General features: G+C 68.5%; 17 protein-coding genes and 1 pseudogene. 1 reads left to right on the forward strand and 17 read right to left on the reverse strand.

Going from position 1 to position 14,932, the window contains the following annotated elements:
* Positions 1-351, forward strand: a pseudogene (locus IY392_RS08890) (hypothetical protein); the annotation flags it as partial.
* Here IY392_RS08890 and IY392_RS19175 read toward each other — a convergent pair.
* The 17 genes from IY392_RS19175 to rho all read right to left on the reverse strand — a co-directional run.
* The gene (locus IY392_RS19175; RefSeq protein ID WP_309230139.1) at positions 332-634 is read right to left on the reverse strand and encodes an ATP/GTP-binding protein; all 303 of its coding nucleotides are present in this window, start codon (positions 632-634) and stop codon (positions 332-334) included. The pseudogene IY392_RS08890 and the gene IY392_RS19175 overlap by 20 nt on opposite strands.
* Positions 635-648: 14 nt before the next feature.
* Complete coding sequence (gene nucS / locus IY392_RS08895; protein ID WP_194861020.1) at positions 649-1,329, reverse strand: endonuclease NucS; 681 nt, start codon at positions 1,327-1,329, stop codon at positions 649-651.
* A 73-nt stretch (positions 1,330-1,402) separates the two neighbouring features.
* Positions 1,403-1,852: a DUF2550 family protein gene (locus IY392_RS08900; protein ID WP_107756715.1), complete on the reverse strand. Its 450-nt coding sequence runs from the start codon at positions 1,850-1,852 to the stop codon at positions 1,403-1,405.
* A gap of 59 nt (positions 1,853-1,911) precedes the next feature.
* Entirely contained in the window at positions 1,912-2,283 is a 372-nt protein-coding gene (locus IY392_RS08905) for a F0F1 ATP synthase subunit epsilon (protein ID WP_095718299.1), read from the reverse strand.
* Between the two features lie 9 nt (positions 2,284-2,292).
* Positions 2,293-3,741: a F0F1 ATP synthase subunit beta gene (gene atpD / locus IY392_RS08910; RefSeq protein WP_017837067.1), complete on the reverse strand. Its 1,449-nt coding sequence runs from the start codon at positions 3,739-3,741 to the stop codon at positions 2,293-2,295.
* Positions 3,742-3,744: 3 nt separating this feature from the next.
* Complete coding sequence (locus IY392_RS08915; RefSeq protein WP_095718300.1) at positions 3,745-4,731, reverse strand: F0F1 ATP synthase subunit gamma; 987 nt, start codon at positions 4,729-4,731, stop codon at positions 3,745-3,747.
* A 55-nt stretch (positions 4,732-4,786) separates the two neighbouring features.
* Positions 4,787-6,427 (reverse strand): F0F1 ATP synthase subunit alpha, encoded by a 1,641-nt coding sequence (atpA, locus tag IY392_RS08920; protein ID WP_107756716.1) that lies wholly within the window; start codon positions 6,425-6,427, stop codon positions 4,787-4,789.
* A gap of 105 nt (positions 6,428-6,532) precedes the next feature.
* Positions 6,533-7,351, reverse strand: coding sequence for a F0F1 ATP synthase subunit delta (locus IY392_RS08925; RefSeq protein ID WP_194861021.1), 819 nt, complete (start codon positions 7,349-7,351; stop codon positions 6,533-6,535).
* 14 nt (positions 7,352-7,365) lie between these two features.
* The gene (locus tag IY392_RS08930) at positions 7,366-7,941 is read right to left on the reverse strand and encodes a F0F1 ATP synthase subunit B (RefSeq protein ID WP_107756717.1); all 576 of its coding nucleotides are present in this window, start codon (positions 7,939-7,941) and stop codon (positions 7,366-7,368) included.
* A gap of 31 nt (positions 7,942-7,972) precedes the next feature.
* Positions 7,973-8,212 (reverse strand): ATP synthase F0 subunit C, encoded by a 240-nt coding sequence (locus IY392_RS08935; RefSeq protein WP_107756718.1) that lies wholly within the window; start codon positions 8,210-8,212, stop codon positions 7,973-7,975.
* Between the two features lie 101 nt (positions 8,213-8,313).
* Complete coding sequence (gene atpB, locus IY392_RS08940) at positions 8,314-9,039, reverse strand: F0F1 ATP synthase subunit A (RefSeq protein ID WP_228549202.1); 726 nt, start codon at positions 9,037-9,039, stop codon at positions 8,314-8,316.
* A 268-nt stretch (positions 9,040-9,307) separates the two neighbouring features.
* Entirely contained in the window at positions 9,308-9,754 is a 447-nt protein-coding gene (locus IY392_RS08945; RefSeq protein WP_107758122.1) for a hypothetical protein, read from the reverse strand.
* Positions 9,755-9,764: 10 nt separating this feature from the next.
* Positions 9,765-10,925, reverse strand: coding sequence for a glycosyltransferase family 4 protein (locus IY392_RS08950; protein WP_107756720.1), 1,161 nt, complete (start codon positions 10,923-10,925; stop codon positions 9,765-9,767).
* Positions 10,926-10,941: 16 nt separating this feature from the next.
* On the reverse strand, positions 10,942-11,595 hold the full coding sequence (locus IY392_RS08955; protein ID WP_107756721.1) for an L-threonylcarbamoyladenylate synthase: 654 nt from the start codon (positions 11,593-11,595) through the stop codon (positions 10,942-10,944).
* Positions 11,592-12,530, reverse strand: coding sequence for a peptide chain release factor N(5)-glutamine methyltransferase (prmC, locus tag IY392_RS08960; protein WP_309234113.1), 939 nt, complete (start codon positions 12,528-12,530; stop codon positions 11,592-11,594). Before prmC ends, IY392_RS08955 begins: the two co-directional genes overlap by 4 nt.
* Positions 12,531-12,533: 3 nt before the next feature.
* Complete coding sequence (prfA, locus tag IY392_RS08965; protein ID WP_194861022.1) at positions 12,534-13,619, reverse strand: peptide chain release factor 1; 1,086 nt, start codon at positions 13,617-13,619, stop codon at positions 12,534-12,536.
* Positions 13,616-14,932: transcription termination factor Rho (gene rho, locus IY392_RS08970; protein ID WP_194861023.1), on the reverse strand; the 1,317-nt coding region annotated here is incomplete at its 5' end. The genes rho and prfA, both read right to left, overlap by 4 nt.

Raw genomic sequence — 14,932 nt, forward strand, 5'->3', positions numbered from 1 at the left:
GATCACCGCATCGCCTCCGACGCGAGGAGGACGCGGTCCCTGCTCGAGGACCGGAACCGACGGGAGGCGTCGGAGGCCGCCGCGGAGGCCGTCCGGCGGGAGGCCGAGGAGCAGGCTCGCGGGACGATCGACCGGGCCGCCTCCGAGGCGGCGGCTCTCGTCTCGAAGGCGCGTGCCCACGTCGAGCAGCTGACGTCGCTTCGCGAGCAGATCGTCGCCGATCTCGCGACGATCCGAGCCCGGCTGGAACCCATCCCCGGCCGCCTCGAGGACATTCCGCCCCTGCCCGCCGATCCCCTTCTCGACGAGTCGCGGCGTGACGATCGTCGGCTCAGCTCCACCGACGGGTGAGGCCGCGGTTCGCCCTCCCGGACCAGCATCCGCTGTGCCAGTGGCGCCGGTCGTCCTCGCCGCCCGGTCTGTCTGGCCACGCGACCACATGCGGGGAACCCGCGGTGATGACCTGATCACATCCCGGACAGCGATAGTGCTTCCCGGCTCGCGAGCCGGGCACACGCCGGACGTGGTAGTCGTCCGGATCCCCCGACGGGCCGGATTCCAGTGCGGCGCCCCCGAGGCCGTCCCTCCGGGGCGCCGGACGATCAGTCCCCGCGCGTCTGTGACGTCTCGGCACCTGGCCCCCTCACCTCAGAACAGCCGGAGGTCCGTCGACTCGATGCCTCGGAGCGAGTCGTAGTCGAGCGTCACGCAGCGGATACCCCGGTCCTCGGCCAGGGTCCTGGCCTGCGGCTTGATCACCTGCGCCGCGAACACCCCTCTCACCGGGGACAACAACGGGTCCCGGTTGAGCAGTTCCAGATAGCGCGTGAGCTGTTCGACGCCGTCGATCTCACCGCGGCGTTTGATCTCGACCGCCACGGTCACGCCATCGGCGTCCCGTCCGAGGATGTCGACCGGCCCGATCGCCGTCATGTACTCGCGGCGGACCAGGGTGTATCCGGGGCCGAGAGTCTCCAGGTGCTCGGCCAGCAGTTCCTGGAGATGGGCCTCGACCCCGTCCTTGACCAGGCCGGGATCCATACCCAGCTCGTGACGGGAGTCGTGGTGGACCTCGGAGAGCGTGATCCGCAGCTGTTCACCGGCCTTGTTCTCCACCACCCAGAGCAGGTGCGCAGGATCCTCCGGATGATCCTGCTCGACGAGCCAGCAGGGTGGCGTCATCCAGTTGAGGGGTTTGTACGCGCGGTCGTCGGCGTGCACGCTGACGGACCCGTCCGCCTTGAGCAACAGCAGCCTGGGCGCCATGGGGAGATGAGCCGTCAGACGGCCGACGTAGTCGACCTGACATGTGGCGACGACGAGACGCACGGATCCTCCTCAGATCGGGATTGTGCGGGACGACCCCCCGGACGGTCGTCGCCGAGCGCGGTCCTCGGGACCGTCACCGCCGTCGGCGGTCCGGGGAGCGGATCTGGTCGGTGGAGCAGGCCTCCACCCACGCCAACAACGCGGTCAGCTCGGCCGGACCCACACAGAGTTCGCCTTCTCTGATCCCGCGCCTGCGGTCGTGACCGGAGAAGGACACGATCACCTCACCCGACTCCGCGATATCGAGTTCGTGGCCGGTCGGTTGTCGCCGGGGGCCCAACTCGAGGCTCCGCCGGTCCAGCCGCACGTCCGCGCCGAACCTCACGCTGACCAACCGGTAGAAGGCCAGATCGGTATCGGAATACCTCACGGCGCCGTGGCGCCAGGACTCCTCACCGGCCCTCCTGACGAGGACCGAGGTGGCATTCCTGCGGACGACCACCAGGCGATACACCACGGCCGCGGCCACCGGGGCGAGGACGAGCAGGACGACGACACCGAGAATGATCCCGGGAATCGCCATCTACCCAACCCCTTCCGGTGGCCGCGGCCGTCAGGTCACGGGAGGACCGAATCGTACAGCTAGCTGCCGGCCTTCTCGACCGCCCGGAGACGACCGCGCGCGGCGGCGGCAGCCTGCTGGTCATCCCCGGCCTCGGACAGTGCGCGCTCGGCCTCGGCCCGGTCGATGGACTCCGCCCACTCCGCGGTCTCGCCGAGGATGCTGACCTTGTTCGCCGTCACGGAGAGGAACCCGCCCTGCACCGCGGCGACCTTCTTGCCCTCGTCCGTGTAGACCGTCACGGTGCCGCCGGCATCCAGCTCGCCGAGCAGCGGCTCGTGCCCGGACTGGATACCGATCTCGCCCTCGGTGGTCTTGGCGACCACCATGGTGGCGGTGCCGGACCAGAAGCGTTGCTCGACCGTGACGAACTCGACCTCGATGTCAGCCATGGTCAGCGGTCACTTCCCCGAGAGCTTCTTGGCGGCCGCCTCGACGTCGTCCAGACCGCCGATACCGTTGAACGCCTGCTCCGGGAGATGGTCCAGCTCGCCCTTGCACAGCTTGTCGAACGCCTCGATGGTGTCCGACAGCGGGACGACCGAACCGACCTGCCCGGTGAACTTCTCCGCGACCAGGAAGTTCTGGCCGAGGAAGCGCTCGAGGCGACGGGCCCGCTGAACGGTGACCTTGTCCTCCTCGGAGAGCTCGTCCATGCCGAGGATGGCGATGATGTCCTGGAGCTCCTTGTACTTCTGCAGGATCTGGATGACGTTCTGAGCCACCCGGTAGTGCTCCTCCCCCACGATGCCCGGCTCCAGGATGCGGGAGGTCGAGGTGAGCGGGTCGACGGCCGGGTAGATGCCCTTCGAGGCGATCGAGCGGGAGAGCTCGGTGGTCGCGTCGAGGTGGGCGAACGTGGTCGCCGGAGCGGGGTCGGTGTAGTCGTCGGCGGGGACGTAGATCGCCTGCAGCGAGGTGATCGAACGGCCACGCGTCGAGGTGATCCGCTCCTGCAGCATGCCCATCTCGTCCGCGAGGGTCGGCTGGTAACCGACGGCGGACGGCATGCGACCGAGCAGGGTCGAGACCTCGGAACCGGCCTGCGTGAAGCGGAAGATGTTGTCCACGAACAACAAGACGTCCTGCCCCTGGACGTCGCGGAAGTACTCGGCCATGGTCAGCGCCGAGAGTGCGACGCGCATACGCGTCCCCGGCGGCTCGTCCATCTGGCCGAACACCAACGCGGTGTCCTGCAGGACGCCCATCTCCTCCATCTCGAGGAAGAGGTCGGTGCCCTCACGGGTGCGCTCACCGACGCCGGCGAACACGGAGGTGCCGGAGAACTCGCGGGCGATACGGGTGATCATCTCCTGGATCAGCACGGTCTTGCCGACGCCGGCACCACCGAACAGGCCGATCTTGCCACCCTTGACGTACGGGGTGAGGAGGTCGATGACCTTCACGCCGGTCTCGAGGATCTCGGTCTTGCCCTCGAGCTGGTCGAAGGCGGGCGGCTCGCGGTGGATACCCCACTGCTCACCGTCACGGCCGGTGCCGGGCGCGTCGAGGCAGTCGCCGAGGGCGTTGAAGACGTGGCCCTTGACGACGTCGCCCACGGGGACCGAGATCGGCTTACCCGAGTCGACGACCTCCGCGCCACGGACGAGTCCGTCGGTCGACTGCATGGAGATGCAGCGGACCATGTTGTCGCCGAGATGCTGGGCGACCTCGAAGGTCACCGTCTTGGCCACGGCCTCCAGGGTGATCTCGGTGGTCAGGGCGTTGAAGAGGGCCGGGAGGGCGCCGCGCGGGAACTCCACGTCGACGACCGCGCCCAGGACGCGGGCGACCCGACCGGTGAGACCGGCCGTGCCCGTCGTGCTCTGATCGGTAACAGCTGTGGTCATTGCTTAGTCACTTCCTGCGCTAGCGGCGAGCGCACCAGCGCCACCGACAATCTCGCTGATTTCCTGGGTGATCTGTGCCTGGCGGGCCTGGTTGGCCTCGCGGCTCAGGCCTTCCACCAGTTCGGTCGCGTTGTCCGTCGCGGACTTCATGGCCGTGCGTCGCGCGGCCGATTCCGATGCCGCCGACTCGAGCAGCGATGCGAACGCCCGCGTCGACATGTACCTCGGGAGGAGGTTGTCGAGGAGGGTATCCGCGTCGGGCTCGAACGTGACTTCGGGCTTGAAGTCCGTCTTGGACGTGTCGAGCATGTCCTCGCCCAGATCCAGCTCCTCGACCTCGACACGGGTCTCGATCGGGGCCAGACGCCTCGCACGCGGCGTCTGCGTGAGCATGGACTTGAACTGGGTGTAGACGATGTGGACCTCGTCGACGCCCTTGCGGGTGGTGTCGCCGGTGTAGTCGCTGCCGAGGAACTCCGTCGCGTCGAACGTCGCCTCTCCCCCGGCCGCGAACGCGGCGGACAGGAGCTGGAAGGCCGGACGGGCCTCCTGGTAGTCGGGCTTCTGGGAGTGCCCGTGCCACGATCCCGCCAGTTCGATCTCGCGGAACGTGTAGTACACGATGCCCTTGTTGCCCAGCACGTAGATGTCGACCTCGCGGCCGGACTCCTCGAGGAACGCGATGAGTTCGGCGGCCTCCTTGAGGACGTTGTGGTTGTACCCACCACACATCCCGCGGTCCGACGTCACCACCAGCACGGCCGAGCGCGTGGCGTCCTCCGGCTCGTTGAGCATCCTGTGCTGGACCGACGACGCGCTGGCGAGATCGGTCAGGATGGCGGTGATCTGATCGGCGAAGGGCTGAGCGGCCTCGACCCTCGCCTGGGCCTTGGAGATCTGCGAGGTGGCGATCAGCTCCTGGGCCTTGGTGATCTTCTTGGTCGAGTTGACGGACTTGATCCGGTCGCGCAGTTCACGCATGTTCGCCATTACTTCAGATCACTCTCCTCTCGGCCTTGAATCGGATGGCTGTCATCTCGAGGCCTCAGGCCTTCTTCTTCTTGGTGACCGTGAGGGTCTCACGATCGATCTCGTCCTCCGAGAGCGCCTCGGCCTCGGGCTCGTTGACCACGCGGGAACCGTCGGAGGCGACGAAGCCCTCCTTGAACTCGTTGGTCTTGGCCTCGAGTGTCGCCTTTGACTCGTCGGAGAGAGCGGCGCCGCCGTCGATCTGGCTGTAGACGTCGGCCGCGGAGTGCCGCAGGCTCTCGAGCAGCTCGCCCTCGAACCGACGGACGTCCTCGACGGGGACCGTGTCGTAGAAGCCCTCGCCGGCGAGGTAGATCGAGACGATCTGGTCCTCGACCGCCACCGGGGAGTTCTGGTCCTGCTTGAGGATCTCGACCAGACGCTGACCGCGCTCGAGCTGCGCCTTGGACGCGGCGTCGAGGTCGGAGGCGAAGGTCGCGAACGACTCGAGGTCGCGGTACGCGGCCAGGTCGAGACGCAGGGACCCGGAGACCTTCTTCATGCCCTTGGTCTGGGCGGCGCCGCCGACGCGGGAGACGGAGATACCGACGTTGACGGCGGGGCGCACACCGCGGTTGAACAGGTCCGACTCGAGGAAGACCTGGCCGTCGGTGATGGAGATGACGTTGGTCGGGATGAACGCGGAGACGTCGTTGGCCTTGGTCTCGATGATCGGCAAGCCGGTCAGCGAGCCCCCGCCCATGTCGTCGGAGAGCTTGGCGCAGCGCTCGAGCAGCCGCGAGTGCAGGTAGAAGACGTCACCCGGGTAGGCCTCGCGGCCCGGCGGGCGGCGCAGCAGCAACGAGATCGCGCGGTAGGCGTCGGCCTGCTTGGACAGGTCGTCGAACACGACCAGGACGTGCGCACCCTCGTACATCCAGTGCTGGCCGATGGCCGACCCGGTGAAGGGGGCGAGCCACTTGAAGCCGGCGGAGTCGGAGGCGGGGGCCGCGACGATGGTGGTGTACTCCATCGCGCCGTGCTCCTCGAGCGTCGCCTTGACGCCCGCGATGGTCGAGCCCTTCTGGCCGATCGCGACGTAGATGCAGCGCAGCTGCTTGGTCTTGTCGCCCGACTCCCAGTTGGCCTTCTGGTTGAGGATCGCGTCGATGCAGACCGCGGTCTTGCCGGTCTTGCGGTCGCCGATGATCAGCTGACGCTGTCCGCGGCCGATGGGGGTCATGGCGTCGATGGCCTTGATGCCGGTCTGCATCGGCTCCTCGACGGGCTGACGCTCCAGGACCGACGGCGCCTGGAGCTCGAGTGCGCGGGTGCCCGCGGACTCGATCTCGCCGCGGCCGTCGATGGGCTTGCCGAGCGGGTTGACCACACGGCCGAGGAAGCCGTCGCCGACGGGGACGGAGAGGACGTCCCCGGTGCGGCGCACCTCCTGGCCCTGGGCGATCTCGTCGAAGTTGCCGAGGATGACCGCGCCGATCTCCCGGTCCTCGAGGTTCAGTGCGACACCGAGGATCCCGCCGGGGAACTCCAGCAGCTCGTTGGCCATCGCCGAGGGGAGGCCGCTGATGTGCGCGATGCCGTCACCGGTGTCGACGACGACGCCGACCTCCTCCTTCGTCGCGTCGGTCGAAACGGTCGAGGTGTAGTTCGCAATCGCGCTGCGGATCTCTTCGGAGGAGATCGTCAACTCCGCCATGTCATTCCTGCTCTCAAAGTCGGGATGTGCTTTATGGGTGTTTACGTGAGCCACTACCGCTGGAACACGGCCGAGTCGCAGCTCGTCTTGTGCCGGCCCGGCAGGTCAGCGGAGGGACCGACGCATGGCGTCGAGCCGTCCTGCCACGCTACCGTCGATGATCTCGTCTCCGACCCGGACGACGACGCCGCCCAGAAGGGACTGGTCGACATCGTTGTGGATGGCGATCTCCCGCCCGTACAACGACGCCAGTCGGGCCCGGAGATCATCCGACTGCTGTCCGGTCAGCGGCTCCGCGCTGGTCACCACGGCGACGGACCGGCCGCGCAACTCCGCGGCCTGCACCGAGACCGCCATGATGTCGTCCGCGGGCATACCCGACGGCCGAGCCACCGCCTGGGAGGCCAGAGCCTCGGTCACCGCCGTGACCTTGCCGTACAGCACCTCGGCGAGCAGGCCGCGCCTGGCTCCCACGTCGGCGGTCCGATCGGCCAGGAGCTGCTCGAGCTGGGGATCCCCGGCGACGATCCGCCCGAGCCTGAACAGCTCGTCCTCGACGGTCTGGAGCTGGCCCTGCTGGTCGGCCGAGCGCAGGAGCGCCTCCCGGCCGAGGAGGACCAGACCCTCCCGCAGCTCGCGAGGGGTGGACCAGTCCTGGGACACCGCAGCGAGGAGAAGGTCCAGGGTCGCCTGGTCGACCTTCCACCCGAACACCCCACGGACCAGGTCCTGTCGGGCCTCCACCGGGGCCGCGGTGTCGGCGACGGACACCCGGAGGGCACGGTTGTCCTCGAGGACGCCCACGACCTCGAAGAGTTCCTGGCCCACCTTCGCTCCGGTCGCTCCCCCGGACGGGTTCGCCGCCAGGGTCTGCTCCAGTGTGCTCCGGGTCTGGTCGAGCGCTTCGCGACTCGCTGCGTGCATCGGCTCCACTTCCCTTAGTTCCTGCCCGCGCCGGGGATCCGGTCGAGGTCCGCCAGAAAGCGATCGATGGTGCCCGAGCGCCGGACCGGATCCGACAGCTGCTCACCCATCAGCCGCTCGGCGAGGTCCACGGACTGACGACCCAGGTCGCTGCGGAGCTCGGCGATGATCTGCTGCCGCTGAGCGGCGAGCTGCTGCTCACCGGAGGCGATGATGCGGTCGCTCTCCGCCTGCGCCTCCGACTTCATGTCCGCGAGGATCTGCTGACCCTGCGCGCGCGCGTCGTCGCGGATCTTGGCCGCTTCGCTGCGCGCCTCGGCGAGTTGGGCCTTGTATTTGGCCAGCTCTTCCTTCGCCTCGGCCTGGGTCTGCTCGGCACGACGCAGACCGCCTTCGATGCGCTCGGAGCGCTCGTCGAGGACCTGCTGGAACTTCGGGAGGATGAACTTCCAGAAGAGCCACAGGATGACGGCGAGCGGGATGAGCGACCAGACGATGTCATACAGCGGAGGAAGCAGCGGGTTGGGGCTGTCCTCCAGGGGGAGTGATTCTCCACCCTCGGCCGCCAAGATGGCGATGACGTTGTTCATGGTGCGTCCCTACGAGGTCGGTGGTCGTCGATCAGAACAGGAAGCCGGCGACGATACCGATCAGGGCGAGCGCCTCGGTGAAGGCGATGCCGAGGAACATCGTGGTACGGAGGGTGCCGGCCATCTCGGGCTGGCGGGCCATGCCCTCGACGGTCTTGCCGACGAGGATGCCGATGCCGATGCCGGGGCCGATGGCGGCGAGGCCGTAGCCGATCGCACCGTAGCCGCTGACGGTCTGCTCGGTGGCCTGGGCGAGAGTGACGATGTCCATGGGAGTTCCCTTTCAGATGGCCGGTGCGGGCTTCTCCGCACCGGTCGGACGTGATGTGTCGGGTAGACGGGATGGTCGTGCCGGGCCCGGGGGCCCGGGGTCTAGTGGCTCTCCGCGTGGAGTGCGAGATCGATGTACACCGAGACCAGCAGCGCGAAGATGTAGGCCTGGAGGAAGAGGACCAGCAGCTTGAACAGCGTGAAGGCGACCGAGAGCACCGAGGTGCCCACCGCCAGCAGCGACCAGCCGTTCAACTGCCAGAAGAAGAAGTTCGTGGCACTGAACAGCAGGACGATGATCAGGTGCCCCGCCAGCATGTTGGCCATGAGACGAATGGTCAGCGTGGCCGGGCGGAGGATGAACGTCGACACCAACTCGATCGGCACCACCAGGATGTGCAGCGCCGGGGGAAGCCCCGGGATCACCACACTCGCCTTGATGAACTTGGCGAAGCCGTACCTCTTGGACCCCGCGTAGATGAAGGTCACGTAGCCCAGGACGGCGAGCATCAGCGGGAAGCCGATCCTGGCGTTGGGCGAGATGTTGAGGCCCGGGATGATCGTCGGGAGGTTCATCGCGAAGACCGCGAAGAAGATGGTCGCGATGACCGGCAGGAAACGGCGCCCCTGCTCCTTGCCCAGGATCTCCTCCGCGATGTGGACCCGGACGAAGTCCAGGCAGATCTCGGCGAAGTTCTGGACCCCGCGCGGGACCAGCTTGGGGTTCCGCATGGCGATCATGAAGAAGCCCAGCAGGACCACCGTCATGAGCAGCCGGATGATCATGAGCCGGTCCAGGACGAACGCGTCACCGGCGAAACCGGTCAACCACTGCTGGGAGGGGAAGAACTCATAGTCGATGTTCGGGGGATGAAACTCGCCCTTGAAGGCCAGAAGCGTGGTACTCAGTGTGTTCTCCCCTGGTCGTGTTGGGCGACGTGCGCCCGAGCGCGTTCGGTACGAGTGGCCCGATGATCGCGGCCGTATTGGGATTCAGCGCGAACGCCTCGGGCCGCGAAGCAGCCCGGTGACGTGCTCGTCTCACCGTCGATGAGAATAACATCCTGGTCTCGGCACGGGGACACAGGGGGACCCGTCAGGTGGCAGCGGGCTCCACGTAGGGCGCACGGGTCTTGAGGATGGCCCCCGTCTCCACCGCCAGCACCACGATGAGCGCGGCGATGACCGTGACCGCGAAGGCGGGGCGCGAGTAGAAATCGAACCTCGAGAGCGCGGCGACGATACCCATCGCCGCGAGGAGTTTGACCAGCCAGGTCCCCAGGACGACGGCCGCGGTCGTCTGCGGAGCCGAGTGCGCCGTGGCGATGACCACGATCGCCGTGGTGAGCACGAACGCACCGCCCACGGCGGCTCCCATCAGCGCGCCCCACAGCCCAGGGGTCCCGTCGATCGCGGTCCACACCGCGGCACCGACCACGGCGAGGACGGCCAGCGCCAGGGCGCCGAATCGGACCGCCTTGCGGAGACCTGCGGTGTGGGGACTGTCGGCGGGCTGCGCGGGTGTCGCGGGAGTGTCCGTCATGACCAGCAGCCTAACCCGAGCCCCCTGGTTCGACGGTTCCGCGTTCGCCCCGCGCACTCCTCAACCTCGGGACCAGCGTGGCGGCCAGGACCGAGATGAGCCCGGCGGCGGCGAGCGGGACGATCACCTCGGTCGGGAGCATGGTCGCGCCGACGGCACCGAACGCGATGAGCGAGACCCACGCGTAGATCACGAGCGCGACCCGCCGATGGGAGTGACCCAGATCCAGCAGACGGTGATGGAGATGCATCTTGTCCGGGGCGAAGGGGCTGCGGCCGGCGCCTACCCGACGGACCACCGCCATCACGAGGTCGAGCATCGGGACGAACATCGCCGCCGCGACGACGATCATCGGCGAGAGCAGGACGATCATCTCCTGTGGCCCGTACAGGCTCTGGGAGATCTTCCCTGACGCGCTGGTGGAGGCCGCGGCGAGGACCAGGCCGATCAGCATCGACCCCGAATCACCCATGAAGATCCGCGCCGGTTGGAAGTTGTGCGGTAGGAAGCCTAGCAACGCCCCGGCGAGGACCGCCGTGACGAGGGCCGGGGGGTACGCCCCGACCGTGCCTCCCTGGTCGAGCATGATTCCGACGGAGAACACGCAGATCGCGGTGGCCGCGATGGCACCGAGCCCGGCGGCGAGGCCGTCCAGACCGTCGACGAAGTTCATCGCGTTGACGATGGCCAGCGTGAAGACCACGGTGAGCAGCCCCGCCTGGAGCTGATCCAGGACCAGGATGTTGCCGTCCCCGAACGGGATGTACACCAGGTTCCAGGACACGCCCATGGCCACCAGGACGCCCGCCGCCGCCGCTTGACCTGCGAGTTTCGTGACAGCACCGAGGCCGAGGATGTCGTCGACGATGCCCACCAGCACGATCACCCCGCCCGCGATGATCGTCGCCTCGACGTCCGGGGCGAACGGCGGGAACGCCCGGTTGAGAGCGGGGAGCTGCGCGGACAGGTAGACGGCGACCAGCATTCCGGTGAAGATGCCGACCCCGCCGAGGCGGGGCGTCGGCACCACGTGCACGTCCCTGTCGCGGGGGTAGGCCAGTCCCCCGATCGCTGGTGCGACTCCTCTGACCAGACCTGTGACGGCGAACGTGACCAGGCCCGCCGTGACCGCGATGAGCAGGAGCTCGCGGAACGGAACCCCTATGCCCACGCTCAGATCACCCCGGTCAGCCGCGCAGAGACGCGGCGTCGGTGTTCAGGACCTCCCCGACGCGCTCTGCGCTCACGGCCCCCTCCCGGACGATCCGGGGCGACGGTCCCGTGAGGTCGACGATCGTCGAGGGCTGGCCGACCGAGCACGGACCGCCATCCAGATAGACGGCGACCGAGTCGCCCAGCTGGTCGCGAGCCTCCGCGACCGTGGTCGCCGGGGGCTGCCCGGAGACGTTGGCGCTGGAGACGGCGAGCGGCCCGACCTCGCGGAGCAACTCGATCGCGACGGGATGCAGCGGCATCCGGAGCATCACGGTGCCCTGGGTGTGTCCCAGGTTCCAGTTGAGGGACGGTGCCTGGTGCACGATCAGGCTCAGTCCGCCGGGCCAGAACGCCCGGATGAGGTCCCGTGCCGTCGCCGGCGTGCTCACGACCAGGCCGTCGATGGTCTCCCAGGAGCCCACCAGGACGGGCACGGGCATGTCCGGTCCGCGCCGCTTGGCGGAGAGCAGAAGGGTGACCGCATCGGGATCGAAGGCGTCGGCCGCGATGCCGTAGAGGGTGTCCGTGGGCGTCACGACGAGCCGACCGGCACGCAGTGCAGCGGCCGCGGAACTGAGGCCGACCTCTCGACCGGTGTCCTCGGTGCAGTCATAGGTGATGGTCACCGGGTGGTCCCCTTCCGGACTGTCGGATCGAGCTCGTCGTCGTCGTCACGATCGCCGAGTCTGGTCGCGGTGACGAACCGCGGACGTCCGGCGAGGTCGGTGTGCTGTTCCACGGTACCGAAGCGTCCCTGCGCCTCGACCACCGCCGCGACCGCGGCGCCGGTCTCCTCGTCGTGCTCCACCGCGAGGTGACCCCCCGGTGCCAGGAGCGCGGCCGCGACACCGACGAGCGGCGAGATGACGGCGAGACCGTCGACTCCGCCGAACAGCGCGGTCGCCGGTTCGTGCCCGAGGACCTCCGCAGGGAGTTCGTCGGTCCGCGGGATGTACGGCGGGTTGGACACCACCGCGTCGACCCGACCCCGCAGTTCCGCCAGGATGCCGGGGTCCGTCGCGTCCCCGGAGTGCACCACGAGTGGAGTGTCCCCCGCGGCTTCCCGCTCGACGGCGTTGCGCCGCAGCCACGCCAGCGCCGGCTCGTGCAGTTCCACGGCGTGGACCCGGGCATCGGGTCGGGCATGGGCGATCTCGAGGGCGAGCGTTCCGCTACCGGCACAGAGGTCCACGACGATCGGGCCCGGTCCGTCGCCCGATGCGGGGAGCGCGGCCAGCGTGTCCTCCACGAGCAGCTCGGTCTCGGGCCTGGGGATGAAGACACCGGGCCCGACCGCGAGATCCAGACGGCCCGACACGGCCCGCCCGAGGAGGTACTGGATCGGAGTGCGATCGGCGATGCGGGCAGCGATCATCCGGTTGATCTCCGCGAGCCGGGAGGCGTCCACCGCGTCGGCCAGTGGAAGCGCGGAGCGGTCTATCCCGAGGACATGCGCGCAGATCAGCTGCGCCTCCACGACGGCGGAGTCGACACCGGCGGCCCGCAGGTCCTGCGCGGCCGACCTCACGACCGCGGTCGCCGGCACGGGGCGCGACTGCACCGCCTAGGCGTCTTCCATGCGTCTGCGGCGGTCCTCGACCGCCAGTGCGTCGAGGACCGCGTCGAGGTCACCGTCGAGCACGGCGTCGAGATTGTGCGCCTTGAACCCGACCCGGTGATCGGCGATCCGGTTCTCGGGGAAGTTGTAGGTGCGAATGCGTTCCGACCGGTCGACGGTGCGGATCTGGGTGGACCGCCCCTCCGAGGCCTCAGCGCTCGCGGCCTCCTCGGCGGCGGCCTGGAGCCGGGCGGCGAGCACCGCCAGTGCGCGCTGCTTGTTCTGCAGTTGACTACGTTCGTTCTGACACGTGACGACCGTCCCGGTGGGCAGGTGCGTGACCCGTACCGCCGAATCGGTGGTGTTGACCCCCTGGCCGCCCTTGCCCGACGAGCGGTACACGTCGATCCTCAGGTCCGACTCGTCGATCTCGACCGGCCCCACGTCCTCGGGCTCGGGGAAGACGAGCACCCCTGCGGCCGACGTGTGGACCCGGCCCTGCGACTCGGTGACCGGCACCCGTTGGACGCGGTGCACGCCGCCCTCGAACTTCAGGCGGGACCACACACCGTCCCTCGAGGGTTGACGAGACCTGATCGAGAACGAGGCGTCCTTGTACCCGCCCAGATCGGACTCGGTCACCCCGAGCACCTCGACCACCCAGCCGTGCTTCTCCGCGTAACGCGTGTACATACGGGCGAGGTCCGCCGCGAACAGCGCCGACTCCTCCCCGCCCTCACCGGACTTGATCTCCATGAGCACGTCATCCCCGTCGTGGGGGTCTCGCGGTGCCAACAGGTCGGCCAACCGCGACTCCAGTCTCGTCACCTCCGCCGCCAACCGATCGGCCTCCTCGGCGAACGACGAGTCTTCGCCGGCCAGCTCACGCGCGGCGGCCAGGTCGCCCCGGGTGGACTCCAGAGCCCGGTGGCACTGCACCACGGGAGTCAGCTCGGCGAATCGTTTGCCCACCCTGCGCGCGGCCACCGGGTCCTCGTGGAGCGCGGGGTCGGACAGCTGCGCCTCGAGACCCCCGTACTCCGAGAGGACATCGTCGATGGAGGACGGCGAACGCCCCGGGGCCTGCGTCACTCCTCGTCCTGCGGCAGGGTCGGAGTCGTCTTTGCCACCTGCAGGAGGAATTCGTAGTTGGTGTTGGTCTTGCGCAGCTGCGACATCAGCAGGTCGATCGCCTGGTGCGAGTCGAGGCCCGACAGCACCCTCCGCAGCTTGTGCATGACACCGGCCTCCTCCGGCGTCATCAGGAGCTCCTCCTTGCGGGTGCCCGAGGGCCCCACGTCGACCGCGGGGAAGACGCGCCGCTCAGCGATGCGCCGGTCCAGCTTGAGTTCCGCGTTACCGGTGCCCTTGAACTCCTCGAAGATCACCGTGTCACCGGCGGACCCCGTCTCGACCATCGCGGTGGAGATGATGGTGAGGGAGCCACCGTTCTCGATGTTGCGTGCCGCTCCCAGGAACCGCTTGGGCGGGTAGAGCGCGGTGGAGTCGACACCGCCGGACAGGATGCGACCCGAGGCGGGAGAGGAGTTGTTGTAGGCGCGACCCAACCGGGTGATGGAATCGAGGAGGACCACGACGTCCTGGCCCATCTCCACAAGTCGCTTGGCGCGTTCTATCGCGAGCTCCGCGACCTGGGTGTGATCCGACGGCGGGCGGTCGAAGGTCGAGGCGATGACCTCGCCGTTGACCGAACGCTGCATATCGGTCACCTCCTCGGGTCGCTCGTCGACGAGCACGACCATGAGATGACACTCGGGGTTGTTGATGGCGATCGAGTTGGCGATGTTCTGCAGGATCGTGGTCTTGCCCGCCTTGGGCGGGGAGACGATGAGCGCCCGCTGGCCCTTGCCGATGGGCATGATCAGATCGATGACCCGGGTCGAGAGGACGTTCTTCTCGGTCTCGAGACGCAGACGCTGGTTGGGGTAAAGCGGCGTGAGCTTGCCGAACTCCGGGCGATTGCGCGCGTCTTCCGGGGGACCCCCGTTGACCGAGTCGATCCTGGCCAGCGGGTTGAACTTCGCCCTGTTCTTCCCACCCTGACCGCCGCCGCGACCCCCGCCCTGGCCGCCGCCGGACCCGTCGTTCTGGGCGTCACCCTGACCGTCCCGCGGCATCTTGACCGCGCCCGTGATCGCATCGCCGCGACGCAGACCGTACTTGCGGATCATGTTCATCGAGACGTAGACGTCGTTCGACCCCGCGAGGTAGCCCGAGGTACGGACGAACGCGTAGTTGTCCAGGACGTCGAGGATGCCCGCGACCGGTTGGAGGACGTCGTCGTCCCGCACCTCGGTCTCGCCCTCCTGCGGACGGCCACCGCCACCACCGCGGTTGCGCTCGCGCCGCCGGCGGCTCCGCCGACCGCGGCCGCTCCCGTCGTC

This window comes from Dietzia sp. SYD-A1, from assembly GCF_015356725.1.
Taxonomy (GTDB): domain Bacteria; phylum Actinomycetota; class Actinomycetes; order Mycobacteriales; family Mycobacteriaceae; genus Dietzia.